Source organism: Pseudomonas sp. S31 (assembly GCF_016648105.1).
Classification (GTDB): Bacteria; Pseudomonadota; Gammaproteobacteria; order Pseudomonadales; family Pseudomonadaceae; genus Aquipseudomonas.
Window position 1 is genome coordinate 35875 of record NZ_JACVVE010000027.1, and the last position, 24860, is coordinate 60734.

16 protein-coding genes and 1 pseudogene are annotated in these 24860 nt (G+C 66.7%); 4 read left to right on the forward strand and 13 right to left on the reverse strand.

Annotation, left to right across the window (positions count from 1 at the left end; genetic code table 11):
* Positions 1-11: 11 nt before the first annotated feature.
* Both IAE37_RS19280 and IAE37_RS19285 read left to right on the forward strand, forming a co-directional pair.
* A complete protein-coding gene (locus IAE37_RS19280; protein ID WP_201176076.1) occupies positions 12-302 on the forward strand; it encodes a DUF5629 family protein in 291 nt (96 codons plus the stop codon).
* Positions 268-1398, forward strand: a complete 1131-nt coding sequence (locus IAE37_RS19285; RefSeq protein ID WP_201176077.1) for a lactonase family protein — start codon at positions 268-270, stop codon at positions 1396-1398. The genes IAE37_RS19280 and IAE37_RS19285 overlap by 35 nt, the downstream gene beginning before the upstream one ends.
* A gap of 304 nt (positions 1399-1702) precedes the next feature.
* On the opposite strand, the pseudogene IAE37_RS19290 reads toward IAE37_RS19285, so the two are convergent.
* The 9 genes and pseudogenes from IAE37_RS19290 to IAE37_RS19330 all read right to left on the reverse strand — a co-directional run bounded on the left by IAE37_RS19290 (position 1703) and on the right by IAE37_RS19330 (position 14182).
* Positions 1703-2294: pseudogene (locus IAE37_RS19290) on the reverse strand (glutathione S-transferase).
* Positions 2291-5935 (reverse strand): AAA family ATPase, encoded by a 3645-nt coding sequence (locus IAE37_RS19295; protein WP_201176078.1) that lies wholly within the window; start codon positions 5933-5935, stop codon positions 2291-2293. Before IAE37_RS19295 ends, IAE37_RS19290 begins: the two are co-directional and overlap by 4 nt.
* A complete protein-coding gene (locus tag IAE37_RS19300; RefSeq protein WP_201176080.1) occupies positions 5932-7170 on the reverse strand; it encodes an exonuclease SbcCD subunit D C-terminal domain-containing protein in 1239 nt (412 codons plus the stop codon). The genes IAE37_RS19295 and IAE37_RS19300 overlap by 4 nt, the downstream gene beginning before the upstream one ends.
* Before the next feature lie 206 nt (positions 7171-7376).
* Positions 7377-8999 carry a BatD family protein gene (locus tag IAE37_RS19305; RefSeq protein WP_201176083.1) on the reverse strand — a complete coding sequence of 541 codons (1623 nt, stop codon included), beginning with the start codon at positions 8997-8999 and terminating at the stop codon, positions 7377-7379.
* Positions 8996-10717, reverse strand: a complete 1722-nt coding sequence (locus IAE37_RS19310) for a tetratricopeptide repeat protein (RefSeq protein WP_201176084.1) — start codon at positions 10715-10717, stop codon at positions 8996-8998. The genes IAE37_RS19305 and IAE37_RS19310 overlap by 4 nt, the downstream gene beginning before the upstream one ends.
* Positions 10714-11790 carry a vWA domain-containing protein gene (locus IAE37_RS19315; RefSeq protein ID WP_201176085.1) on the reverse strand — a complete coding sequence of 359 codons (1077 nt, stop codon included), beginning with the start codon at positions 11788-11790 and terminating at the stop codon, positions 10714-10716. The genes IAE37_RS19310 and IAE37_RS19315 overlap by 4 nt, the downstream gene beginning before the upstream one ends.
* Positions 11783-12277 carry a DUF4381 domain-containing protein gene (locus IAE37_RS19320; RefSeq protein ID WP_201176087.1) on the reverse strand — a complete coding sequence of 165 codons (495 nt, stop codon included), beginning with the start codon at positions 12275-12277 and terminating at the stop codon, positions 11783-11785. The genes IAE37_RS19315 and IAE37_RS19320 overlap by 8 nt, the downstream gene beginning before the upstream one ends.
* A complete protein-coding gene (locus IAE37_RS19325) occupies positions 12274-13218 on the reverse strand; it encodes a DUF58 domain-containing protein (protein ID WP_201176089.1) in 945 nt (314 codons plus the stop codon). Before IAE37_RS19325 ends, IAE37_RS19320 begins: the two co-directional genes overlap by 4 nt.
* A 4-nt stretch (positions 13219-13222) precedes the next feature.
* Complete coding sequence (locus tag IAE37_RS19330; RefSeq protein ID WP_136913637.1) at positions 13223-14182, reverse strand: AAA family ATPase; 960 nt, start codon at positions 14180-14182, stop codon at positions 13223-13225.
* Between the two features lie 377 nt (positions 14183-14559).
* Between IAE37_RS19330 and IAE37_RS19335 the strand changes: the two genes are divergently transcribed.
* A complete protein-coding gene (locus IAE37_RS19335; protein ID WP_201176091.1) occupies positions 14560-15768 on the forward strand; it encodes a phospholipase effector Tle1 domain-containing protein in 1209 nt (402 codons plus the stop codon).
* A 103-nt stretch (positions 15769-15871) separates the two neighbouring features.
* Here IAE37_RS19335 and IAE37_RS19340 read toward each other — a convergent pair whose 3' ends face one another.
* The 4 genes from IAE37_RS19340 to IAE37_RS19355 all read right to left on the reverse strand — a co-directional run bounded on the left by IAE37_RS19340 (position 15872) and on the right by IAE37_RS19355 (position 19710).
* Positions 15872-17200, reverse strand: coding sequence for an MFS transporter (locus tag IAE37_RS19340; RefSeq protein WP_201176093.1), 1329 nt, complete (start codon positions 17198-17200; stop codon positions 15872-15874).
* A gap of 42 nt (positions 17201-17242) precedes the next feature.
* Positions 17243-18436 carry an L-2-hydroxyglutarate oxidase gene (gene lhgO / locus IAE37_RS19345; RefSeq protein WP_201176094.1) on the reverse strand — a complete coding sequence of 398 codons (1194 nt, stop codon included), beginning with the start codon at positions 18434-18436 and terminating at the stop codon, positions 17243-17245.
* A 104-nt stretch (positions 18437-18540) separates the two neighbouring features.
* Positions 18541-19251 (reverse strand): FadR/GntR family transcriptional regulator, encoded by a 711-nt coding sequence (locus IAE37_RS19350; RefSeq protein WP_201176096.1) that lies wholly within the window; start codon positions 19249-19251, stop codon positions 18541-18543.
* A gap of 105 nt (positions 19252-19356) precedes the next feature.
* Positions 19357-19710 (reverse strand): hypothetical protein, encoded by a 354-nt coding sequence (locus IAE37_RS19355; RefSeq protein ID WP_201176097.1) that lies wholly within the window; start codon positions 19708-19710, stop codon positions 19357-19359.
* Positions 19711-19984: 274 nt separating this feature from the next.
* On the opposite strand from IAE37_RS19355, the gene IAE37_RS19360 reads away from it, so the two are divergent.
* Entirely contained in the window at positions 19985-24850 is a 4866-nt protein-coding gene (locus IAE37_RS19360; RefSeq protein WP_201176098.1) for an NAD-glutamate dehydrogenase, read from the forward strand.
* Positions 24851-24860 lie beyond the last annotated feature (10 nt).

A 24860-nucleotide genomic window follows, 5' to 3' on the forward strand; every position in this document is an offset into this window, starting at 1 on the left:
GGATACCCCCGATGACCACGCTCAGCACCGCCCTCGCAGCCTGCGATATGCTCTTGATCGACGGCTTGCATGCCTTCGACTTCACCGCCGACGACACTGGCCTGGCCGTCGAATGCATGGACGGTCGCCAGCTCCGCCGCTGGCAGTTCAGCGCCGAACAGCTCGCCGCCGCCGTTCAGGACGGGAACGACTGGCTGATCAGCGATGCCCAAGGTGAACACCGTCTAGTCTGTATGGAAGCGTTTCGCGCACCCGATGAGGACGAAGATGAACCGGACCTGGAAGAGCCTGCTGGCCGCTAGCCTGATGACCGTCATGATCGACGCGCATGCCGCGACCCTGCTGGTCGGCAGCTATACCGATGGCCAGAGCCAAGGTATCTACCGCTATCGGTTCGACAGCAAGACCGGGCATATCGACCCGATCCCATTGCAAGTGGTGAAGAATGTCAGCCCCTCGTGGCTGGTGCTCTCGGCCGACCAGCGCCTGCTGTTCGCGGTCAACGAGACCAAGCAGGGGCATGCCAGCAGCTTCAGCGTGAGCGCCAAGGGCGAGATCAAGCCGCTCAATCAGGTGGCCACGCGCGGTGACGAGCCGACCCACGCCAGCCTCAGCCAGGACCAGCGCTACCTGTTCGTGGCCAACTACGCCGTGGCCCCGGACCCCGGCGGTAGCCTGGTGGTCATTCCGGTGGACAAGGCTGGCAAGCTTGGCGAAGTGGTCCAGCAGGCGCGGCACAAGCCCAGCGGCGTCAACCCGGAGCGCCAGGCCGGTGCCCATGTGCATTCGCTGGTGCTGGCCCCCGACGGCCAGCATGTGTATGCCAGTGACCTGGGTGCCGACAAGGTGTTCATCTACCGCTATGACGGTGCCAGCCCGAACCGCCCGTTGAGCCCGGCGATACCGCCGTCGGTGGAGCTGCCACCGGGTAGCGGGCCGCGCCATTTGCTGTTCGATGCCAAGGGTCGGCATGCCTACCTGACGTTGGAAATGAGCGGCGAAGTCGCGATGTTCGATGTTGAGGAACACACCCTGGTCGAACGCCAGCGCCTACCACTGACCGAGCGCCAGGAGGCGGCGGCCAAGGCGTCGGGCGGGCTGCACCTGTCGGCCGATGGGCGTTTCCTGTATGTCAGCAACCGCGGCACGGCCAACGAGATCGTGGTGTTCAGCGTCGGCAAGGACGATGGCCAGCTGACCTTCTTGCAACGCCGTTCGGTGGAAGGCGATCACCCGCGGGAGTTCGCCCTCGACCCGAGTGACAACTTCCTGTTGGTGGCCAACCAGAAGAGCAACCAGATCGTGGTGATACGTCGTGATCCTCGCACTGGCAGGCTGGGGGAGACGGTGCAGACGTTGTCGCAGGATGCGCCTTCGGATCTCAAGTTCATTGAGTGAAGTGGGGTTGGCTTGAGGTGGGCGGTGGGGCTGAGATCCAGCGCCGCCCGCGCGGCGCTTCGCGGGTAAACCCGCTCCTACATTCGTTGCAACTTGGCCATGTCTGTGAGGCCAGGGTTGTCAGCTTTGTAGGTATGGCTGGATTTCAAGCCCAGCCCTGCGCCAAGGCAGGTTTGGTACGTTGCAACAAATGTAGGAGCGGGTTTACCCGCGAAGAAGCCACCGCGGTGGATGGCACCGGCTTCGCCGGTGTTCGCGGGTAAACCCGCTCCTACAGGGGTAGAGACATGCCTGAGAAAGGTGTTTAGCGCGCCATCACCGCCTTGAACAACTCCGACCCCAGCCACCCCTCCAGCCAGCCCCGCAACCGCGGATACGCCGCCTCGGCGAACCACAGCGGTTCGACCCCGGCAAACTGGCGCATCAGGGGCAACAAGGCGGCGTCAGCCAGGCTCGGGTGCTCGGCCAGCAGGTACGGCCGGCCTTCGAGCAAGCCTTCCAGCTCGTCCAACCAAGGTTCGGCCTGCTCGCGGTAATACGCCCGTGAATGCTCGGGATAACGCTCGGCATACTTGTACAGGTTCACCTGTGCCTTGAATTCACTGTCGTTTCGGGCGATCAGCGCCTCGGCCTGTTGCGCGGCTGCAGGGTCGGCCAGCAGGCGCCAGTCCTGCGGGTCATTGCGTTCAAGCGCCCAGCGCATGATATCCAGGCTCTCTTCCAGCATCCCGTCACCCGTATCGAGCACCGGCACCGTGCCCTTGGGCGACAGTGCCAGCAGCTCTGCCGGCTTGTGCTTCATCGCCACCTCGCGGATTTCCACCTCGCACCCTGCGTAGCGCAGCGCCAGGCGCGCGCATGGCCCAGGGGCAGCGGCGGAACGAGTAGAGAATCACCCACACACCTCGACATCGCTCAGACCATTGCCCTGGCGACGGACCTGGATCTGCACCGGAATGCGCTCGTGCATCTCCTGCACGTGGGAGATCACCGCGACCTTGCGGCCCTGCGCCTGCAGGCCGTCGAGGGCATCCATGGCCAGTTGCAGCGACTCGGGGTCGAGGCTGCCGAAGCCTTCGTCGATGAACAACGACTCGATGCGCAACGTGCTCGAGGCCATCGAGGCCAGGCCCAGGGCCAGGGCCAGCGAGACCAGGAAGGTTTCGCCGCCGGACAGCGAGTGCACCGAGCGCAGCTCATCGCCCATCTCGGTATCCAGCACCAGCAGGCCAAGGGCGCTGCCACCCCGCTTGAGGCGGTAGCGGCGGGCCAGCTGGCGCAATTGGGTATTGGCGTGGTGCAGCAGCAGGTCGAGGTTGTAGCCCTGGGCGATCTTGCGGAACACATCGCCGGAGGCCGAGCCGATCAGCGCGTTCAGGCGTGCCCAGCGCTGCCACTGCTGGTAGGCCTGGTCGATTTCTCCAGCCAGGGCCTGGTGCGCCTGCTGCCGGCGTTGGTCGTCGGCTTGCTGGGCGCGCAGTTCGGCGCATTGCTGTTCATGGCTGGCCAGGCGTTCGCGCAGTTCGCCCAAGGCTTGTTCCAGTTCTTCGCGGGTGGCCTGCACGGCCATCTGCCCGGTGTGTTGCTGCAAGCGCTGGTCGCGCTCCTGCAGGAGCACGCGGCCTTGCTCGATGGCTTTCTCGGCCACCTGCGACTGCTGGCGCAGTGCGTTCAACTGCCCGTCATCCATGGCCAGCAGCCGATCGAGCCCGGCATCGTCCAGCTCCGGGTGTTCGGCGCGCCACTGGGCGATTGCCCCCTGCAACTGCTGGCGCTCCTGTTCCAGCGCCTGTTGCCGTTGCTGCTCGGCCTTGAGCTCGCTGGCCAACTGCACGCCCTGGGTGCGTAGGTCCTGCAGGCGCTGGGTGGTGTCGGCGTCGAGCGCGCGGGCCTGTTCCAGGGCGGCGTCCATGTGCCGTTGCCAGGCTTCGGCGCTGGCGTGTTCGCCGAGTAGCTCGGCGAGCGCGGCGTGGGCCTGTTGGCATTGCTGGTCGAGGGCGGCGAGTTTTTCCTGGGCGTGCTGGAGCTGTTGCAGGCGTGCCTGCTGCTGGTCGTGCAGTTTGTCCAGCTGGGCCTGGCGCGCCTGCTGCTCTTGCTGTTCGTCCTGGCGCTGCTCCACTTGCTGCAGGCGCTGGGCGATCTGTTGGTCGAGGGCGAGGAAGGCATTGGCCGGGTCGTCGCCGAGGGCTTTGAGCACGTCGTCCGGCAGCACGCTGGCGAGGTCGCCGAGGCCTTGCTGCAGTTGTTGCTCGTCGCTGGCCAGGGCCTGGTGCTGCTGGTCCAGGTGGCGCTGGGCCTGCTGCTGCGCCTGTTCGGCAGCCTGCAACTGCTGGTTGAGGCGCGCGGCATCCTTTTGCAAGGCGAGCAGAGTGGCCTGGCGTTTCTCGTCCTGGCCGATCTGTTCCTCCAGGCGCTGCAACTGGCCCGCCAGCCAGCGGCTGCGGGCCTGGTCATCCTGTGGCGCGAGCGCGGGCCAGAGGCTGTGAGCCTGCACCTGCGCGACCTGGGCCTGCAACTGCTCGCCCAACTGCTGCTGTTGCTGCTGGTTGTCCTTGAGCTGGGCGTTGACCACGCCCAGCTGGGTGCGCAGTTCGACCAGCTTGCCGTTGAGGGTCTCGACCTGCTGCTGGGCTGCGGCTTCTTCGGCCTGGTCATGGCGGCCGAGGCTCTGCAACAGGGCCTCGGGTTGATGGAACGGGTGTTCGGCACTGCCGCACACCGGGCATGGTTCGCCGTCGCGCAACTGGCCGCGCAGTTCCTCGACGCTGGTGTTGCGCGCCAGGCGCTGGCGTTCGAGCAACTGGCGGGTCAGGTTGAGGGCCTGTTCGGCGGCTTCCAGCTCGGCCTTGGCCGCGGTGCCTTCGCCGATCAGTTGCTGGCGTTGCTGCATGGCCTGCTGTTGGCGCTCTTGCAGGGTGCCGAGCTGCTGGCGCAATTCCATCTCGCGGTCATGCAGGCGCGACAGTTCCTCGACCGCGCGCTGCTGCTTGCGGTTGTCCTGGAGCATGCCGCCGAGCAGGTCGATCTGTTCGGCCAGGGCCTGGGGCTCGGCCTTGGCTTCGCGGAACAGCAATTCGAAGGCATCGCGCTGGCTTTGCAACTGGGCGTTGGCTTGGCTGGCCTGGGCTTGCAGGCCGGGCAGCTCTTCACGGCCCTTGGCCAGGCGGCCGCCGATCAGCATCACCTGCTTGAGTTGCGGCAGGTAGGCCTGCCAGGCGCTGGCCAGCGTCGCCAGGTGCTGGCTGCCTTCCAGGGCGGCGTCGATCTGCGCCATCTGCTGCTGGCTGCGTTGCTGGTTTTCTTCCAGCTGCTGGAGCTGCTGCTGGCCTTCGGCGACCTGCTGTTCGGCGTTCTGGGCGCTGCTGCGTTGGGCGGTCAGTTCCTGGTCCAGGCGGGCCAGGTCGTTCTGGCCGGCGAACGCCTGGCGCAGGCGTGGGGCGTTCTCGCCATGCTCGGCCTGGCAGTGGGCCAGGGCCTGGCGGGCACTTTCCAAGGTCTGCTCGTGGGTGGTGGTCTGGCGGTGCAGCTCGTCCTGCTGACGCTGCTGCTCGTCGATCCGCGCGGCCAGGGACGTCAGTTGGGCGGCCAGGACCTGCTCGCGATGGAACTGATGGCGCTGTGGCGCCAGGCGTTCCAAGCGCTGCAGGTCGAGACGCTGCTCGGCGAGGTCTTGCCATTGCTGTTCGGCGCTTTGCAACGCCGTGGCAGCCTCGGCGTGCTGGGCCTGCAGCTGGTGTTGCAGGTTGAGCCAGCTCAGTTGCTGTTCCAGCTGGCGCTCGCCGGCCTGCTCGGCCTTGAACTGCTGCTGGGCCTGCTCCAGGCGCTGGTCCAGCTCGGCGCGCGCTTGCTCGGCCATGGGCAGCAGGTGGCTGGCGCGCTCCTTGAGGGCGTTGTGGGTTTCGCCGGTTTCGCGGGCCTTGCTGAAGGCGCGCTGGCCGAGGCGAGTGTAGATGGCAGTGTTGGTGAGCTTTTCCAGCAGTTCGCTGCGTTCCTTGTCGTCGGCCTTGAGGAACGCGCCGAACTCGCTCTGGGCCAGCATCACCGCACGGGTGAACTGCTCGAAATTCAGCCCCAGGCGGGCCTCGACCAGCTGCTTGTACTCGTTCTTGCCGCTGCCCAGCACCTGCTCGCTGTCCAGGTCGTAGAAGCTCTGGCGGCTGTGCTGCAACTTGCCGTTGGCCTTGTCGCGGGCGCGGTTGGCTTCCCAGCGGGCGCGGTAGCGGCGCCCGTCGATACCGACGAAGTCGACCTCGGCGAAGCCGCTGCCGGTGCCTCGGCGCAGCAGGTTGCGCGGGTCGGAGGTCGGGATCTCGCCGTCGGCGTCCGGCACCTTGGCCTCGCGGCCGATGTCGTTGAGCCGCGGCACGTTGCCGAACAGGGCCAGGCACAGGGCGTCGAGCAAGGTGCTCTTGCCGGCCCCGGTGGGCCCAGTGATGGCGAACAGGCCGGCGCTGGCCAGGGGTTCGGCGGTGAAGTCGATGTCGATCGGACCCGCCAGGGAGGCCAGGTTCTTCAGGCGGATGGCGAGAATCTTCATGGCTGTTCCTCTTCCAGCTGCACGTCCTGCAGCAGCAGGGCGAAGTCGGCCAGCACCTGCTCGTCGACGGGGTTGCCGTAGGCCTGTTCCCAGGCGCGGCTGAACAGGTCCTGCGGGGTCATCTGGGCCAATTCGACGAAGGCCTGGTCGTCGTCCTCCTGGCGCCCATGCCCGGCGTATTCAGCGCTGATGCGGATCAAGCGCACGGCCTTGCCATGCAGGGCGGTTTCGACCTGCTGGCGCAGGTCGGGCTGCGGTTCGTCCAGTTGCACGCGGACCTCCAGCCAGGGCTGGCGGTTGGGGTCTTCGAGCAGGTCGATCACCGGCAGCTCGGCGAGCTGTTCGAGCAGTTCGCCCAACGGCGCCGGGCCAATGCGCTGCAAGGCCACGGCACGCGGCACCGGACGCGGTTCGACACTGACCAGCTCGGCGCCGTCGAGCTCGACTTCCAGCACTTGGTGCGGGTAGTTGATCTCGGCGAACGACAGCGGAATCGGCGAGCCGCTGTAGCGGATGCGGTTTTCCCGGTTGACCTTCTGCGGTTTGTGCAGGTGACCGAGCGCGACATAGCTGATGGCCTTGTCGAACAGCTTGGCCGGCAGGGCCTCGGCGTTGCCGATGATCAGGCTGCGCTCGGAGTCCTCGGACACCGAGCCGCCGGCCATGTGCGCATGGCTGATGGCGATCAGTGCCTGGCCCTTCTTGCGCTTTCGTTGCGCGGCGGCGATCAGCTGCTGGTGAACCTGGGTGATGCCTTGCAGGTAGTCGTCACCCAGTTGCGGCCCGGTGACTTCTGCGGGGCGCAGGAACGGCAGCGCCAGGCACCAGGCCTCGACCTTGCCGCGGGCGTTGCTCAGCGGGATCAGCAGGCGCTCGGCGTCCAGCTGGCCTTCGTCGAGCCAGTGCACCCGGCCCAGGGCATGGGTGCGCAGGCGACGCATCAGTGCGGCGGGCAGCTCGATGCGCGAGCCGGAATCGTGGTTGCCGGCGATCATCACGATGTCCAGCTTCGGCTGTTGCTCGTGGGCCTGGACGATGAAGTCGTAGAGGCGCTCCTGGGCTTTGACCGGCGGGTTGACCGTGTCGAAGATGTCGCCAGCGATCAGCAGCGCATCGGGCTGGCGCAGGCGCAGTTGGCCAAGCAGCCAGTCGAGGAAGCAGGCGTGTTCGAAATCGCGTTCCTGGCCGTGCAGGCTTTGGCCCAGGTGCCAGTCGGAGGTGTGAAACAGACGCATGGATGACCTGTTGGTGTCGATTCGGGGCAAGCGGGGAGGGCGGGTATGGTAACTCAGATGGGGAGGGTTGGGCGGTGTGGCGGCGGCGGAAATCGCAGGTGATTGGTTCAGGGTTTGCAGTGTGGCGGAGATCGAGCGCCGCGCGGGCGGCGCTCGATATCAGCGGCAGTGCACCTCTAGCGTCGAACACCGCGAAGCGCCAAGACTCACTTCGGATAAAGCGGCGGCAAACTGCCATTCTCCGCCGTCGGCAGCAGCACCTGCTCGGCCGGCGGAATGGCGCCGATCGCCCGCCACAGCTCCTCCCCCTGCCAATACTGGCCACTCTCGCTGTACAGTGCCCCGTTCAGCCCATCCAGCGCATCGGAAAGCGGCACGAAGCGCGCCGCCATCTCGGCCAGGGTTTCCGGCTGCTGGCGGGCCCAGGCGTCCAGGGCCTGGCGGGTGGCCTGGGGGTCGTTAGCCAGGCACGCGCGCTTGAGGTCGTCGAGCAGGGTGCGCGGGCTCGGGCCGTTCTGCGCCGCGCGCAGCACCGCCGGTTGCGAGCGGGCTCGCCACCACAGGGCGAAGCCCAGCAGCGTGGTCAGGGCGAACACCAGGGTCGCCAGCTGCCAGGGCCAGAGCAGGGTGCTGGCGCTGCTGTTGTCGCCCACCGGCGTCTCGGCGCTCAGCGCCGGGTTGTCCTGCACGCTCAGGGTACGAGCCGGCAGGCTGCTGTGTTCCAGGTGGTCCTCGCGGGTGTTCCACCAGGTGACTTCCAGTGCCGGCAGGGCCAGTTCGCCACTGTGGGTAGGTACCAGCGCCTCGCGTTCCTCGCGGTTGGCGGTCATGCCGCGTTCGTTGATGTCGTTGCGCAGCAGGGGTTGGTCGGGGTAGCGGCGCAGGCCGTTGATCTCGGTGGCGGGCAGAGGGGGCAGCTGGGTGCTGGACAAGCCTTCGGCACGCAGGGTGATGCTGCGGGTCAGCGAATCGCCGATCTGCGTGGGCTGGCTGGCGGGGTCTGGGTTCCAGTGTTCTTCCAGGCTCAGGGCCCGCGCCGGCAGCCAGGGGGTGTCGGCCGGCCAGGCTGCGGGGATCGGACGCACGGCAATACGCAATGGCAGCGAGCTGACCTGCACCTGGCGGCCGGCACGGGCTCCGGCCGCTTGTGATGCGCCGTCGGCGGCGGTGGCAGTGAAGGTCAGCGGAGGGATCTCGAGGCTACCGCTCTGCTGCGGGTAGACCACGTAGCGGGTCTCGATCACCCCGTGGCGCACACCGTTGATTTCCTTTTCGTAGGTGCGCGACTCACCCAGCGGCTCGACCTTGGCGTTCTCCAACTGCAGTGGGCTGAGGCTACTGTCGTCATACAGCGACACCGAATGGTAGATGCGCAGGGTCAGCACCACCTGGGCCTGGACGTAGACCTGCTGGCTGTCCACCGTCGCTTCGACGAAGACCTGCTTGGCGCTGTCCGGGCGGCTGGCGTCGGCTTGCAGCACCTGCAGGTCGATGGCCTGGCTGTGCGACTGGCCCAGCTGCAACTCAGGAATGCGCAGGCTACCGCTGCGCCGGGGCAGGAGGGTGATGATCCAGCGGGTGCTGGCGCGGGTTTCGCCGTCGAGCGTATGCAGGCTGTTGAGCTGGCGTGTGGCGCGCACCTCGAAGTCGCCCTCCAGGGCGCGCAGGTCGGGTTTGCCGAACTGGGTCACGTCCTGGCTTTCGAGGGTCAGTTCGAAGGTTTCGCCAGCTTCCAGGCGGTCGCGGTCGACACTGGCCTGCAGGCTCGGCGCGGCCTGGGCCATCACGCTGCACAGCAGGCTGAAGAGAAAGACGCCGAAGCGACTCATCGTGGGTTTTCCTGATGCAATTGCTGTTCATACCAGAATTTGCGCCGCAGCAGCTCCGCCGGGTTGTCGGGGATCTCCCGCAGCCATTGTTCCAGGGCCTGGCGCTGTTCGGCGTCGAGGCTGGCGGACTCCGGGCGCTGCGGTGGCCGGGTGATGCTGTCGTCGTCGCCACCGGGATTGCTGCCGGGGGCGGCCTGGCTGCTGCCGTTACTGTCGCCGGATTGCTGGGCTGCGGCCTGTTCGTCGCTGCCGGGCGTGCCCTGGGCCGGGTTGCTGGCCGAGCTGCTGTTGCCGTCGGTGTCGTTGCTCGGTGTGCCCTGGGCGTCGCTGCTGGCCGGTTGCTGTTCGGCCTGGCCTTCGCGCTGCTGCAGAAGTTGCTGTACCAGCGCCTGGTTGTCCAGTGCCGGTTGCAGGTCGGGCTGACGTTCCAGGGCCTGCTCGTAGGCATCCAGCGCGGCTTCCAGTTCGCCGCTACGGGCCAGGGCGTTGCCTCGATTGTAGTGTGCCGCAGCGCTGTCGTGCAGGGCGAAGGCCTGGGCGGCGCCGGCGTAGTCGCCGGCCTGGTACAGCGCCATGCCACGCCACAGGGGGTTGGTGAAATGCCGCGCCGCATCCGCCGGGCGCTGTTGCTCGAGCAGGCGTTGGCCCTGCTGGTCGGGCCGCAGCCACAGGTCATCGAAGCCCATGGCCTGGCTCGGCTGCGGCAGGGCCAGCAGCAGTGGCAGGCAGAACAGCCAGCCGCGGCGCCCGGCGCAGGCCGCCAGCAACAGCAACGGCAGCAGGAGCCAGTAGCCTTGGTCGGCCCAGCGGTCGAGCTGCAGGTTCTGGCCGTCGCTGCGCAGGTTGTGCGGCGTGTCGAACAGGCCCAGGCCGCGCAGGTCGAGGTCGTCGATGCGGGCGTGGCGGTAGCGCCCGCCGGTGCCGCTGATGAAGGCCTTGAGCCCGGCGCTGTCCAGGCGTGGCACGAGGATGCCGCCCTGGTCGTCCTTGAGGTATTCGCCATTGGCTTGGCGCACCGGTGCGCCTTCGCGGCTGCCGATACCCAGCATCAGCAGGCTCGGGCCCTGGCGACCGAGGGCCTTGACGATGCCCTGGCGCTCATCCGCGTCAAGTGCCGAGCCCACCAGCAGCAGGCGGCCCTGGCCCAGGCCGCTCTGGGCCAGCAGGGCGAGGCCTTTTTGCACGGCCAGGTCGGCGCGTTGGCCGGGTTGCGGCATGATCGACGGGTCGATGGCTTCGAGCAGGTTGCGCGTGGTGCCGAGGTCGTCGGACAGCGGCACCAGGGTGTGCGCGGAGCCGGCATAGACGATCAAGGCGGTCTGGCTGTCGCGGCGGTGTTCGAGCAGGTCGAGGATCTTGCGTCGCGCCTGCTCCAGGCGGTTGGGCGTGGCGTCCTCGGCGAGCATCTGCGGGGTCAGTTCGAGCAGTATCACCAGTGGGTCGGCCGGGCGTTGCCGGGTTTCCTCCAGGCGCTGCCAGCTCGGCCCGAGCAGGGCCAGCACCACCAGCAACCAGGCCAGGCCCAGGGCCACCCACGGCAACTTGCTGTTGCTGCCGCTGCCTCCGCCGAGCAGTACTGGATGGAAAGCTGGGGGCAGGATCATCTGCCAGCGACCGGCGCGCTTGCGCCGGTGCCACAGCTTGAACAGCAGCCAGCCGAGCAGCGGCACCAGCAGCAACCACAGCGGGCGTAGCCATTGCGGCCAGAGTTCGATCATCGCCGCCTCCTCAGGCGCAGGCGCTTGAGGCGCTGGCGCCATTCGGGGTGGGGTTGCAGGAAACGTGGCTTGCGCAGTGCCCGTTGCAGCAGGTTGTCCGGCCACAGCGTAGCCGCCACCAGCAGCACGCTGAGCAGCAGCGCCAGGGCCAGTGGCCAGGCGTAGAGTTCGCTGGCGGTGCGGGTCTGGGTCGGTTGCTGGGCGACGGGCTCAAGTTGGTCGAGGGTGTCGCCGATGGCGTCCAGCTCGGCGCCATCGTGGGCGCGGAAGTAGGCACCGTGGGTCAGCTCGGCGATTTCCCTGAGCGAGGCTTCGTCCAGGTCCAGGCTCGGGTTCAGCCCCAGCAGGCCCGGTGTGCCGCTGGCCTCGGGGTTGGCACCGATGCCGATGGTGTAGATGCGCACCCCCTCCTGGGCGGCCAGGCGCGCGGCGGTCAGCGGGTGGATCTGCCCGCCGTTGTTGGCGCCATCGGTGACCAGTACCAGCACCCGGCTCTGTGCCGGGCGCATGCGCAGGCGCTTGACCGCCAGGCCGATGGCGTCGCCGATGGCGGTGTTCTTGCCGGCGATGCCGATCTGCGCCTCGTCGAGGAAGGTGTGCACGGTGCGCCGGTCGAAGGTCAGCGGTGCCTGCAGGTAGGCCTGGCTGCCGAACAGGATCAGGCCGATCCGGTCGCCTTCGCGGTGTTGCAGGAAGTCGCCGAGCAGCGCCTTGACCAGGTCGAGGCGGCTGATGTCTTCGCCCTGCCACTGCATGTCGGGGAAGTCCATCGAGCCGGACACGTCCACCGCCACCAGCAGGTCGCGGCCACTGGCGGCCACCGGTACCGGCTCGCCCAGCCATTGCGGACGCGCGGCGGCCAACAACAGCAGCAACCAGATGATCATGAACGGCAACTGCTGGCGCAGGGTCGGCAGGTTCAGCCGCGCGCGGCGCCCGGCCAGGCCCTCGAGCTCGCGCAGGAAGCTGACCTTGAGCACCGGCTCGCCGCTGTCGGCGGCCGGCAGCAGCAGGCGTGCCAGCCAGGGCAGCGGCAGCAGTACCAGGAGCCACGGCCAGGCGAGCTCAAACATGTTTGCGAATCCAGGTTTCGACCGCCTGGGCGAGCCCGGCGATGGCCTTGTCGTCGAGCCGGCATTCAGGCTTGTAGGCGCCTTCGACCAGTACCATCCAGCGGGTCAGGCCGGCGGCAGGGCAGCGGTTATCGAGAAACGCCAGCCACTGGCGGCCGTTGAGGGTGTGGCTGTTGGCCCCAGGGTAGTGGTTGCGGCACAGCCGCTTGAGCAGGGCGTTGATCTGCTGCAGCCAGGCACCGGCCGGCGCACCGTCATACGGGCGCGGCAGGCGCGCGAGTTCGGCCAGGGCGGCGACGCGCACCGGGTCCAGGGGTTGTTCGGCGCGCACCACCCGGCGCTTGCCCGGGCGCCAGTGAGGCAGGCGCCACAGGCCCCAGCCAAGCAGCGGCAGCAGGGCCAGCAGCAGCCACCAGCCGGGCGCTGGCGGCCACAGGCCGATCGCCGGCGGGGCGATCAGCGGTTGCAACTGGTCCAGCGGGTTCACGGTTGGCTCCCGGGGCGCTGGGCGTTGGTGTGCTCGCGCAGTTGCTCGATCATTTCGCTCTGGGTGCTCAGCGGCATCAGCAGGATACGCAGTTTCTGCGCCATCAGTTCCCAGCGTTCCCCCCGCGCCTCGGCCTGCTGGCGGTAGGCCTGGCGCAGGCTGGCGTCCAGGGTGTCGAGTTCGAGCTGCCGGCCCCGCTGGGCGAAGCGCAGCAGGCCGGCTGCCGGCAGGGCATGGTCGAGCGGGTCGCTGACCGGCATCAGCAGCAGGTCGCAATGCCGCGAGAGCATGGCCAGGTGCTGTTCGGCCTGTGCGCTCAGCGAGCGCTCGTCGCAGATGACGATGGCCAGGCTGCCGGGGCGCAGCACCTCACGTGCCCGGCGCAGGGCCAGGCCGAGGTTGTCGGTGTGCGGCGCGGCTTCGGTGTGCAGCGCCTGGTTGGCCCGGGCCAGGCGGTTGAGCAGTTGCAGCAGGCTCTGCTTGCTGCGTCGCGGCTTGATCTCGTGGTGTTCGTGGTCGCCGAACACCAAACCGCCAATGCGGTCGTTGTGGCCCAGCGCGGCCCAGCCGAACAACGCTGCGGCCTGGGCGGCGAGCACCGACTTGAACATCAGCCCCGAGCCGAAGAACAGCCGATGGCTCTGCTCGACGAGGATGAAGATCGGCCGCTCGCGTTCCTCATGGAACAGCTTGGTGTGCGGCTCCTGGGTGCGCGCGGTGACCCGCCAGTCGATGTTGCGCACGTCGTCGCCGGCCTGATACACCCGCACCTGGTCGAAGTCGACCCCGCGTCCGCGCAGCTTGGAGTGGTGCAGGCCCACCAGCGGGCTGCGCTGGCCGGGCCGGGAAAACAGCTGGATCTCCCGCACGCGATGGCGCATGTCGATCAGCTCGGCGAGGCCGATGCGGATGCCGGGTTCGGCCTGCGGCGTGGTGGGCATGGGCTCAGGCAACGGCGACGACGTCGAGGATGCGCTGGACCACCCGGTCCTGGTCGATCCCCGCGGCCTCGGCTTCGAACGACAGGATGATGCGGTGACGCAGCACGTCGAACAGCACGGCCTGGATGTCCTCGGGGCTGACGAAGTCGCGCCCGGCCAGCCAGGCATGGGCGCGTGCGCACCGGTCCAGGGCGATCGAGCCGCGCGGGCTGGCGCCGTAGGCGATCCAGTCGGCCAGCTCGGCGTCGAACTTGGCCGGGGTACGCGTGGCCATCACCAGCTGCACCAGGTATTCCTCCACCGCGTCGGCCATGTACAGCCCGAGGATTTCCTTGCGCGCGGCGAAGATCGCCTGCTGGCTGACCCGGCGCTCGGGCTTGACCTCACCACCCAGGGCCTCGCCCCGGGCCTGGAGCAGGATGCGGCGTTCGACTGCGGCATCCGGGAAGCCGATCTTCACATGCATGAGGAACCGGTCGAGCTGGGCTTCGGGCAGCGGGTAGGTGCCTTCCTGCTCGATCGGGTTCTGCGTGGCCATGACCAGAAACAGCGGCGACAGCTCGTAGGTGCTGCGCCCGACGCTGACCTGGCGTTCGGCCATGGCCTCGAGCAGGGCTGACTGGACCTTGGCCGGGGCGCGGTTGATTTCGTCGGCCAGCACCAGGTTGTGGAAGATCGGCCCCTGCTGGAACACGAAGCTGCCGGTTTCCGGGCGGTAGATCTCGGTGCCGGTGATGTCGGCCGGGAGCAGGTCGGGGGTGAACTGGATACGGTGGAACTGCGCTTCGATGCCTTCGGCGAGCTCCTTGATGGCCTTGGTCTTGGCCAGGCCCGGCGCGCCCTCCACCAGCATGTGGCCGTCGGCCAGCAGCACGATCAGCAGGCGTTCGACCAGCTTCTCCTGACCTAGGATCTGGGAGGAAAGAAAGGTGCGCAGCGCGATCAGCGCTTCACGGTGTTCCATCGGCGACGGTTCCTGGGTTTGCGCCAGGGCGAGCGCTTTGGGCAGGCGGCCTGGCAGGGGGTGATACTTTAATCTATCCGGGGGGGCGCCGACCAATGCGGGGCGGGATTTTTATGGTTCTTCGGGGATTGGTGGGGGGCTGGATTTGGGCTTGGCTTGAGGATTGTAGTGGTGCGTGGATCGCGCGCCGCCCGCGCGGCGCGCGATCTCATAGGCGCCCCATCCCTATCGGCGAACCCTCCCCGACAACTCGAGAAGAACCATTTCCATACACAACGGCGCGTCGATTTTTTCCGTATGCCTTTGCGCATTCGCTGATTTGCCCGCCCCGCGACTGCGGGCTTGCTGGTTGCTCCTGATCCTGCTGGAAGGCAACCATGAACGAGCAGCTAGGCTCATACGCGCTGCGTGTGGGCATTTTTTTCGACGGCACGGGCCACAACCAATACAACCTGCAGGCCGGCGGAGCTGGCGACGGCGAGAGTTATCGCAACGCGCGCACCAACGTCGCCCATCTGCATGCGCTGTATCCACAAGGGCTGGTAGGTGACCGGGCCTACTGCAAACGCTATGTGCAAGGTGTCGGTACCCGCACCGGCGCAGCCGACTCGGCTTATGCCCAGGCGACGGGAAGGGGGACGATGGGGGTCGAGGCCCAGGTGTCGCAGGCGCTGGAATGGACCCTCGAACAGCTGGACCGGCAGGGCAAGGCGGTGCCCATCGAAGTCGACCTGTTCGGTTTCAGTCGTGGCGCAGCGGCGGCGAGGGATCTGGCCAACCGCCTGGATCCTGGGCACTGTGCGATCAATTTCATCGGCCTGTTCGACACCGTCGCCGCGATCATCGCGCCGCTGCGCGGCGATTTCGATCCCGCCGATGCACGGCATGCCGACCTGCGTCTGGGGCTGCCGGCGGGTATCGCCCGGCAGGTGGTACAGCTGGTGGCCCAGGACGAGCAGCGGCATAACTTCCCCTTGCTGCGCAGTGGCAACGATATCGTCGTGCCTGGGGCGCACGGCGATGTCGGCGGGGGCTACGAACTGTCGATGCGCGAGCAGGTGCGGTTGAGCAAGCCATATTCCAGCCGTGTGAGCCAGGACACCCCGGTGCACCGGACCCCGGCCTACGCGCAGGCCGACGCCTTGCGCGAGTCGGTCCTTGCCGAGCTGGGCGAGCCGGCGCCGCAGGTATTGAGCTGGGAGGTGCCTGCCGGAGCGCAGAAGCAGGTGTATGCCACGGCGTATCGGGAACGTGAGGTGCTGGGCCACCTGTCGCGGGTGTACCTGAGCATCATGCGCGAACTGGGCGTGCGCGGCGGGGTGCCGTTCGCAGGGTTGAACGCAGAGCAGGTGCAGTTGCCGGGAGAGTTGCAGGTGATCAGTGACAAGCTGCATGAATTCGCCTTGGGGCCTGCTGCGCCGTTGCGGCTTACGGCTGAAGAGCAGGCGCTGCTGCGTGGCAAGTACGTGCATACCTCGGCGAACTGGAATGCCCTGCGCGGGTTGGACAGCAGTGCGCTGGATTTCCTGTATGTGAACCGGCCGGCCGAGGGGGGCAGGGTGATGCATGACAATCCGCTGGGCTGATGAGGGCGGCGGAGGCTTCTTCGCGGGTAAACCCGCTCGTACAGGTGTGGATAGCCTGTAGGAGCGGGTTTACCCGCGAAGAGGCCGGCACTGCCTCAGCAGGTCAGTTCTTCGAGGTCGAGTGCTTGCGCCCCTGGTCACACAGCGCGAACACCAACACCAGCACCCCGGAAATCGCCAGGATCACCGCCACGCCATCGGTGGAATGGGTCGCCGACCCGGCCACCAGCGCCAGGCCGCCCAGCGGGGCCAGGCCACCGGCCACCGCAGTACCGATCTCGCGCCCGGTGCCGAAACCCGAGGCGCGGGTCTGGGTCGGGAACTGACGGCTGAGGAACGAGCCCTGTGGGGCGAACATCATCGGTGCGAGAATCCCGGTGCCAATGGCGATGGCGACGTAGATCAAGGTCGGCTCACCGGTGCTCAGCAGTTCCAGGAACGGATACGCGAACAGCGCCGACAGCACGCCGCCGAGCATCAGCACGGTCTTGCTGCTCCAGCGGTCGCACAGCCAGCCGAAGAACGGCACGGCGAAGATCGCCACCAGGCTGGCGATGGTCACCGACAGCGAGGTGACATGCGCCTCGACGCCCTTGAACTGGGTCAGGTAGGCCAGCGAGAAGGTCTTGAAGATATAGCTCAGGGCGTTGTAGCCGATGGCCACGAAGAACACCACGGCCAGGCCCTTGAGGTCATTCCTCAACAGCAGCTTGAGCGGCGATACCTGCGGCTTGTCATCCTGCTGGTCGAGTTTGTTGAAGTCCGGCGTCTCGGGAATGCTCTTGCGCACCCACAGGCCGATCGCCACCAGCGCGATACTGGCTATGAATGGAATGCGCCAGCCTCCGGCCAGGAGGAAGTCGTTGCCATTCATGGTCAGCAGGTACACGGTCAGCGACGACAGCAGCAGGCCCAGGTTCAGGCCCAGCGCCGGCCAGGCCCCCTGGCTGCCGCGCTTGCCTTCGCTGGCGTGTTCGTACGACGTCACGGCGGCGCCGGACAGTTCGGCACCGGCGCCGAGGCCCTGGATGATGCGGATCACCACCAGCAGGATCGGCGCCCACATGCCGATCGAGGCGTAGCTTGGGATCAGCCCGATCAGGGCGGTGCACACGCCCATCATGCAGAAGGTGATCACCAGTACGTGCTTGCGGCCGAAGCGGTCGCCCAGGTAGCCGAACAGGATGCCGCCGAAGGGGCGGGCGATGAAGCCGATGGCGAAGGTCGAGAAGGCCAGCAGCGAGGCCACTGCCGGGTTGCTGGCATCGAAGAAGATCTTCGAGAACACGATCGCCGCCATGGTCGCGTAGAGGTAGAAGTCGTACCACTCCAGCATCGAGCCGAAGATGGTCGCCGCCGCCACCTTGCGCAGGCGCTTGCGTTGTTGCTGTGGGGTCTCGTGCGCGGCTGGGGCCGCCTCATGTACTGACATGGGTATTCCTTGTTGTCTTTGTAATCGATGGGTGCAGCAGGTTCAGCGGGCCTTGAGGATCTTCTCGGCGATCATCTGGCCGATGGGGATGGCCGAAGTGGCAGCCGGCGAAGGGGCATTGCAGACATGCACCATGCGCGGGGTCTCGGCGAACAGGAAGTCGTGCACCAAGGTGCCGTCGCGCATCACCGCCTGGGCGCGGATCCCGGCCTCATAGGGCAGCAGGTCCTCGACCTGCAGCGACGGGCAGTACTTGCGGCACTGCTCCAGGTAACCGCGCTTGAACAGCGAGTTCTTCATCTCGGTGGTGCCGGAGCCGAGGTTGTTCCAGATGGTTTTCCAGAAACCGGGGAAGCGCGCGTACTCGGCCACGTCGCGCCAGTTCACCGACAGGCTGGGGTAGCCCTCGCGGGCAAAACCGAGCACGGCATTGGGGCCGACGGTGACACTGCCGTCGATCATCCGCGTCAGGTGCACGCCGAGGAACGGCAGTTCCGGGTCGGGGATCGGGTAGATCAGATGATTGACGATCTGGTTCTTGCTCGCCGGCAGGCGGTAATACTCGCCACGGAAGGGGATGATCTGGTGGTCGATCCTGACCCCGGCCAGGCGCGCCAGGCGGTCCGACTGCAGGCCGGCGCAGGCGACCAGCTGGCGGGCACGCCAGGTCTGCTGGTGATCGGCAATCTCGACATGTTCGCCGCGTTCGCTGATGGCGCGCACGGTGGTGGACAGGCGCACTTCGCCGCCGGCTTTCTCGATCACCCGGGCCATGGCATCGCACACCTGCTTGTAGTCGACGATACCGGTGGTGTCGACGAACAGCGCGCCGAGGCCGGCGATGTTCGGTTCACGACGCTTGAGCTCGGCAGCGTCGAGGCGGTCGACCTTCAGGCCGTTCTGCCGCGAGCGTTCGTGCAACGCGCCCATGCGTTGCAGTTCCAGCGCATTGGAGGCCACCAGCAGTTTGCCGCAGACATCGAAGGCGATGCCGTGCTCGCTGCAGAAGTCCTTGGTGGCCTGGGCGCCGCGTTTGCACAACTCGGCCTTGAGGCTGCCCGGGGCATAGTAGATGCCGGCGTGGATCACGCCACTGTTGTGGCCAGTCTGGTGCAAGCCCAGGCTGGCCTCTTTTTCCAGAATCAGCAAGGAGGCGCCAGGGCGCTGTTCGAGCAGGGCCATCGCCGTGGCGAGGCCCACGATGCCGCCGCCGATGATGCAATAGTCGTAGGTCATGCTGGGGTACCTTGGTGCGCTTGTCAGTGGATCTGCTTATCAGGTTGTCAGACTAATTAATGCGTTAAAAAGACCGCGCCCGGTCGTCATGGCCAGGGCTCCGGTCAGTCGAGGGCAGGCAGGTCGATGTGCAGGCGTTTGGCCGAGGCGCGCAGGTGTGCTTCGGCGCATGCGGCGGCAGCCAGGCGATCGCCGTCGGCGATGGCCTGGTACAGTGCCTGGTGCTCGCGGTTGGCGTCGGCCGAACCGCCCTGCGAATGGACGGCGGAGTTTTCCCAGGCCGTGCGCCGGGCACTGGCCAACTGGCCACCGATGAAGTCATGAAAGGCCACGAAGTAGTCGTTCTTGCTGGCGGCAGCGATGGCCCGGTGGAAGGCCACGTCGGCGGCCGAGGCACTGGCGAAGTCGCTGCGCTTGTCGAGCATGGCCTGCAGGGCCTGGGCCATGCAGGCCAGGTCGGCGTCATCACGGCGACGCGCGGCGATGGCTGCGGCCTGGGTCTCGATCCACAGGCGCATCTCGAACATCTGCACCAGGTCGGGCTTGCTGCCCACGCTCCCGGGGAAACGGAACACCGTGCCCTTGGGCGTCTGCGAAATATAGGAGCCGAGCCCGCGCCGGGCGATCAGCACGCCGTCTGCCTTGAGCTGCGCCACCGCCTCGCGCACCACCGAGCGGCTGACGTTCAGCTGTTCGGCCAGTTGCTGTTCGGTGGGAAGGCGCGACTCGGCGGCCAGGCGGCCGGAGTCGATCTCGGCGCGAATGGCGCCGACGACCCGTTCGACCAGGGTGTCGGGGCGCTGCAGCTCTAGCATGGAAACGGTTGCCTAATGGTCAGGTTGTCAGACAATGCCTGGGCGGGTGTTGGGTTGTCAATGATTTCAAAATGTTAGGTTTAGGTCTGCGCGGCCCTGCTTACATCAAAGCTCGCTGACGAACGTCCCGGTCCCATCGAGGATATTACGCAACGTCAACGCCACCTCTTCCAGGTCGGTGCCCGCAGATGTCAGCACGATCTCCAGCGATTCGTCGCCTTTCAGCGCATCTCGATCACCCGCAGCCACCTCGATCAACAACCGCTGGGCGCTCAGCGTGACCTTCAGGCCATCCAGGGTCGACGGCTCGTCGTCCAGGGTCAGGTCGACGGTGTCCTCGTCCGGGTACCGCGTCAGCAGGAACATCTGACCCTTGTCGCTGTGGCAGCACAGGGTCGCCATGTTGTCTTCCTCGTCGTCGCAAGGGGTGGCGAACAGCAGGGCGGTCTTGATGTGCATGGCAGGGCTCGGACTGAAAGAAATGAAAGGGAATTCTGACAGCCCCAGGCATATCCATAAACGTAAAGTTTCCACCCTTTGACCGAAATTGTCGCAGCACCGCAAGCGGCGGTGACCACTCAGTCGTTAAGCTTCGACGAGCCCTGGACGTGCCCGCACGTTCAACGCCCTGTTTTTCACCGTTCGCCTTGCCACGGGTTGGCTATCGTTGATCCGTAGCCGGCGCACGCATGCGACGCTCCAACTACGACAAAGCCCAAGCGGAGTACCACAGATGGCGTTTTTCACCGCAGCCAGCAAAGCCGACTTCCAGCATCAACTGCAAGCGGCCCTGGCGCAGCACATCGGCGAACAGGCACTGCCACAAGTGGCCCTGTTCGCCGAGCAGTTCTTCGGCATCATCTCTCTGGACGAACTCACCCAGCGGCGCCTGTCCGACCTGGCCGGCTGTACCCTGTCGGCCTGGCGCATCATCGAGCGCTTCGACCCTGAGCAGCCGCAGGTGCGGGTGTACAACCCCGACTACGAGCGCAATGGCTGGCAGTCGACGCACACCGTGGTCGAGGTGCTGCACCACGACTTGCCGTTCCTGGTCGACTCGGTGCGTACCGAGCTCAACCGCCGTGGCTACAGCATCCACACCCTGCAGACCACCGTGCTGAGCGTGCGCCGTGGCGCCAAGGGCGAACTGCTCGAACTGCTGCCCAAGGGTACCCAGGGCGAGGGCGTGCAGCATGAATCGCTGATGTTCCTGGAAATCGACCGTTGCGCCAACGCCGCCGAGCTGCAGGTGCTGGCCCGCGAGATCGAGCAGGTACTGGCCGAAGTGCGGGTGGCGGTGGCCGACTTCGAGCCGATGAAGGCCAAGTTGCGCGAGGTGGTGGCACAGGTCGAGCAGACCGCATACGGCCCGGCGCAGCACGAGAAGGGCGAGGTCAAGGCGTTCCTCGAATGGCTGCTGGACAACCACTTCACCTTCCTCGGCTACGAGGAATTCACGGTCCAGGGCGACAGCGCCGGCGGCCAGATGGTCTACGACCCGCAGTCGTTCCTCGGCCTGCCGCGACGCCTGCGCGTGGGCCTGACCGCCGAGGAGCTGCGCATCGAAGACTACGCCGTGGCCTATCTCAACGAGCCACTGCTGCTGTCGTTCGCCAAGGCCGCGCTGCCTAGCCGCGTGCACCGCCCGGCCTACCCGGACTACGTGTCCATTCGCCAGCTGGACGCCGACGGCAAGGTCATCAAGGAATGCCGTTTCATGGGCCTGTACACCTCTTCGGTGTATGGCGAGAGCGTGCGCTCCATTCCCTACATCCGCGTCAAGGTCGCCGAGGTCGAGCGCCGCTCGGGCTTCGACGCCAAGGCGCACCTGGGCAAGGAGCTGGCCCAGGTGCTCGAGGTGCTGCCGCGCGACGACCTGTTCCAGACGCCGATCGACGAGTTGTTCAGCACGGTGATGTCGATCGTGCAGATCCAGGAGCGCAACAAGATCCGCGTGTTCCTGCGCAAGGACCCGTACGGGCGCTTCTGCTACTGCCTGGCCTACGTGCCACGGGAAATCTACTCCACCGAGGTGCGCCAGAAGATCCAGCAGGTGCTGATGGAGCGCCTGAAGGCCAGCGACTGCGAGTTCTGGACCTTCTTCTCCGAGTCGGTGCTGGCACGGGTGCAGCTGATTCTGCGGGTCGACCCGAAGAACCGCATCGACATCGACCCCCAGCAGCTGGAAAAGGAAGTGGTCCAGGCCTGCCGCTCGTGGCAGGACGACTACACCGCGCTGGTCATCGAGAACCTCGGCGAAGCCCAGGGCACCAACGTGCTCGGCGACTTCCCCAAGGGCTTCCCGGCCGGCTACCGCGAGCGCTTCCCGGCGCACTCTGCGGTGGTCGACCTGCAACATGTGCTGGCCTTGTCGGAGACCAAGCCGCTGGTGATGAGCTTCTACCAGCCGCTGACACGCCTGGGCGAGCGCCTGCTGCACTGCAAGCTGTACCACGCCGATACGCCGCTGGCGCTGTCCGACGTGCTGCCGATCCTGGAGAACCTCGGCCTGCGCGTGCTCGGCGAGTTCCCCTACCGCCTGCGTCACGTCAGTGGCCGTGAGTACTGGATCCATGACTTCGCCTTCACCTACAGCGAAGGCCTGAGCCTGGATATCCAGCAGCTCAACGACACCCTGCAGGATGCTTTCGTGCACATCGTCAACGGCGACGCCGAGAACGATGCTTTCAACCGCCTGGTGCTGACCGCCGGCCTGCCGTGGCGTGACGTGGCCCTGCTGCGCGCCTACGCCCGCTACCTCAAGCAGATCCGCCTGGGCTTCGACCTGGGCTACATCGCCAGCACGCTGAACAACCACACCGATATCGCCCGCGAGCTGACCCGGTTGTTCAAGACCCGCTTCTACCTGGCGCGCAAGCTTGGTCAGGACGACCTGGACGACAAGCAGCAGCGCCTGGAGCAGGCGATCCTCACCGCGCTGGACGACGTCCAGGTGCTCAACGAGGACCGCATCCTGCGCCGCTACCTGGACCTGATCAAGGCCACCCTGCGCACCAACTTCTACCAGCCCGACGGCAACGGCCAGGCCAAGTCGTACTTCAGCTTCAAGTTCAACCCCAAGCTGATTCCCGAATTGCCCAAGCCGGTGCCGAAGTTCGAGATCTTCGTCTACTCGCCGCGGGTCGAGGGCGTGCACCTGCGCTTTGGCAACGTCGCCCGTGGCGGCCTGCGCTGGTCGGACCGCGAGGAAGACTTCCGCACCGAGGTGCTCGGCCTGGTCAAGGCCCAGCAGGTGAAGAACTCGGTGATCGTGCCGGTGGGCGCCAAGGGCGGCTTCCTGCCTCGGCGCCTGCCGCTGGGTGGCAGCCGCGACGAGATCGCCGCCGAGGGCGTGGCCTGCTACCGCATCTTCATCAGCGGCCTGCTCGACATCACCGACAACCTCAAGGACGGCGGGGTGGTCCCGCCGGCCAACGTGGTGCGCCACGATGACGACGACCCCTACCTGGTGGTGGCGGCCGACAAGGGCACCGCGACCTTCTCCGACATCGCCAACGGTATCGCCATCGACTATGGCTTCTGGCTGGGGGACGCCTTCGCTTCCGGGGGCTCTGCCGGCTACGACCACAAGAAGATGGGCATCACCGCCCGTGGTGCCTGGGTCGGGGTGCAGCGCCACTTCCGTGAACGCGGCATCAACGTGCAGCAGGATCCGATCACCGTGATCGGCATCGGCGACATGGCCGGCGATGTGTTCGGCAACGGCCTGTTGATGTCCGACAAGCTGCAACTGGTGGCGGCCTTCAACCACCTGCACATCTTCATCGACCCCAACCCGGACCCGGCCACCAGCTTTGCCGAGCGCCAGCGCCTGTTCGACCTGCCGCGTTCGGCCTGGACCGACTACGACACCAGCCTCATGTCCGAGGGCGGCGGGATCTTCCCGCGCAGCGCCAAGAGCATTGCCATCAGCGCGCAGATGAAAGAGCGCTTCGCCATCGAGGCCGACCGCCTGACCCCGACCGAGCTGTTGCATGCACTGCTCAAGGCGCCGGTCGACCTGCTGTGGAACGGCGGTATCGGCACCTACGTCAAGGCCAGCAGCGAAAGCCATGCCGACGTCGGCGACAAGGCCAACGACGCCTTGCGCGTCGATGGCGACGAACTGCGCTGCAAGGTGGTGGGCGAGGGCGGCAACCTGGGCATGACCCAGCTCGGCCGCGTCGAGTTCGGCCTGCACGGCGGTGCCACCAATACCGACTTCATCGACAACGCCGGGGGCGTGGACTGCTCCGACCACGAGGTCAATATCAAGATCCTGCTCAACGAAGTGGTGCAGGGCGGCGACATGACCGAGAAACAGCGCAACCAGCTGCTGGGCAGCATGACCGACGAAGTGGCCACCCTGGTGCTGGGCAACAACTACAAGCAGACCCAGGCGCTGTCGCTGGCCGCGCGTCGCGCCCGTGAGCGGATCGCCGAGTACAAGCGCCTGATGGCCGATCTCGAGGGGCGTGGCAAGCTCGACCGGGCCATCGAGTTCCTGCCCTCGGAGGAGTTGCTGGCCGAGCGCCTGGCCGCCGGTCAAGGCCTGACCCGTGCCGAGCTGTCTGTGTTGATTTCCTACAGCAAGATCGACCTCAAGGAGCAACTGCTCAAGTCGCAGGTCCCGGACGACGACTACCTGACCCGCGACATGGAAACCGCGTTCCCGCCGTCGCTGGTCAGCAAGTTCGCCGAGGCCATGCGCCGTCACCGCCTCAAGCGCGAGATCGTCAGCACTCAGATCGCCAACGACCTGGTCAACAACATGGGCATCACCTTCGTGCAGCGCTTGAAGGAGTCCACCGGCATGAGCCCGGCCAATGTCGCCGGGGCCTACGTGATCGTGCGCGACATTTTCCACCTGCCGCACTGGTTCCGCCAGATCGAGGCGCTGGACTACCAGGTGCCGGCCGATGTCCAGCTGACCTTGATGGACGAGCTGATGCGCTTGGGCCGCCGCGCCACCCGCTGGTTCCTGCGCAGCCGGCGCAACGAGCAGGATGCCGGGCGCGATGCGGCGCACTTCGGGCCGAAGATCGCGCAGCTGGGGCTCAAGCTCGACGAACTGCTCGAAGGCCCGACCCGCGAGCGCTGGATGGTGCGCTACCAGGGCTTCGTCGCCGCTGGCGTGCCGGAGCTGCTGGCGCGCATGGTCGCTGGCACCAGCCACCTGTACACGTTGCTGCCGATCATCGAGGCGGCGGATGTCACCGGGCATGAGCCGGCGCAGGTGGCCAAGGCGTTCTTCGCCGTGGGCAGCGCGCTGGACCTGACCTGGTACCTGCAGGAAATCAGCAACCTGCCGGTGGAGAACAACTGGCAGGCGCTGGCCCGCGAGGCATTCCGCGACGACATCGACCTGCAGCAGCGGGCGATCACCATTTCCGTGCTGCAGATGGCCGATGCGCCGGACGACATCAACGCTCGCGTGGCCTTGTGGGCCGAGCAGCACCGGGTGATGGTCGAGCGCTGGCGCGCCATGCTCGACGACCTGCGCAATGCCACCGGGACCGACTATGCGATGTACGCGGTGGCCAACCGTGAGCTGGTCGATTTGGCGATGAGCGGGCAGGCGGTGGTGGTGCCGTCCTGAGCGCTGATCT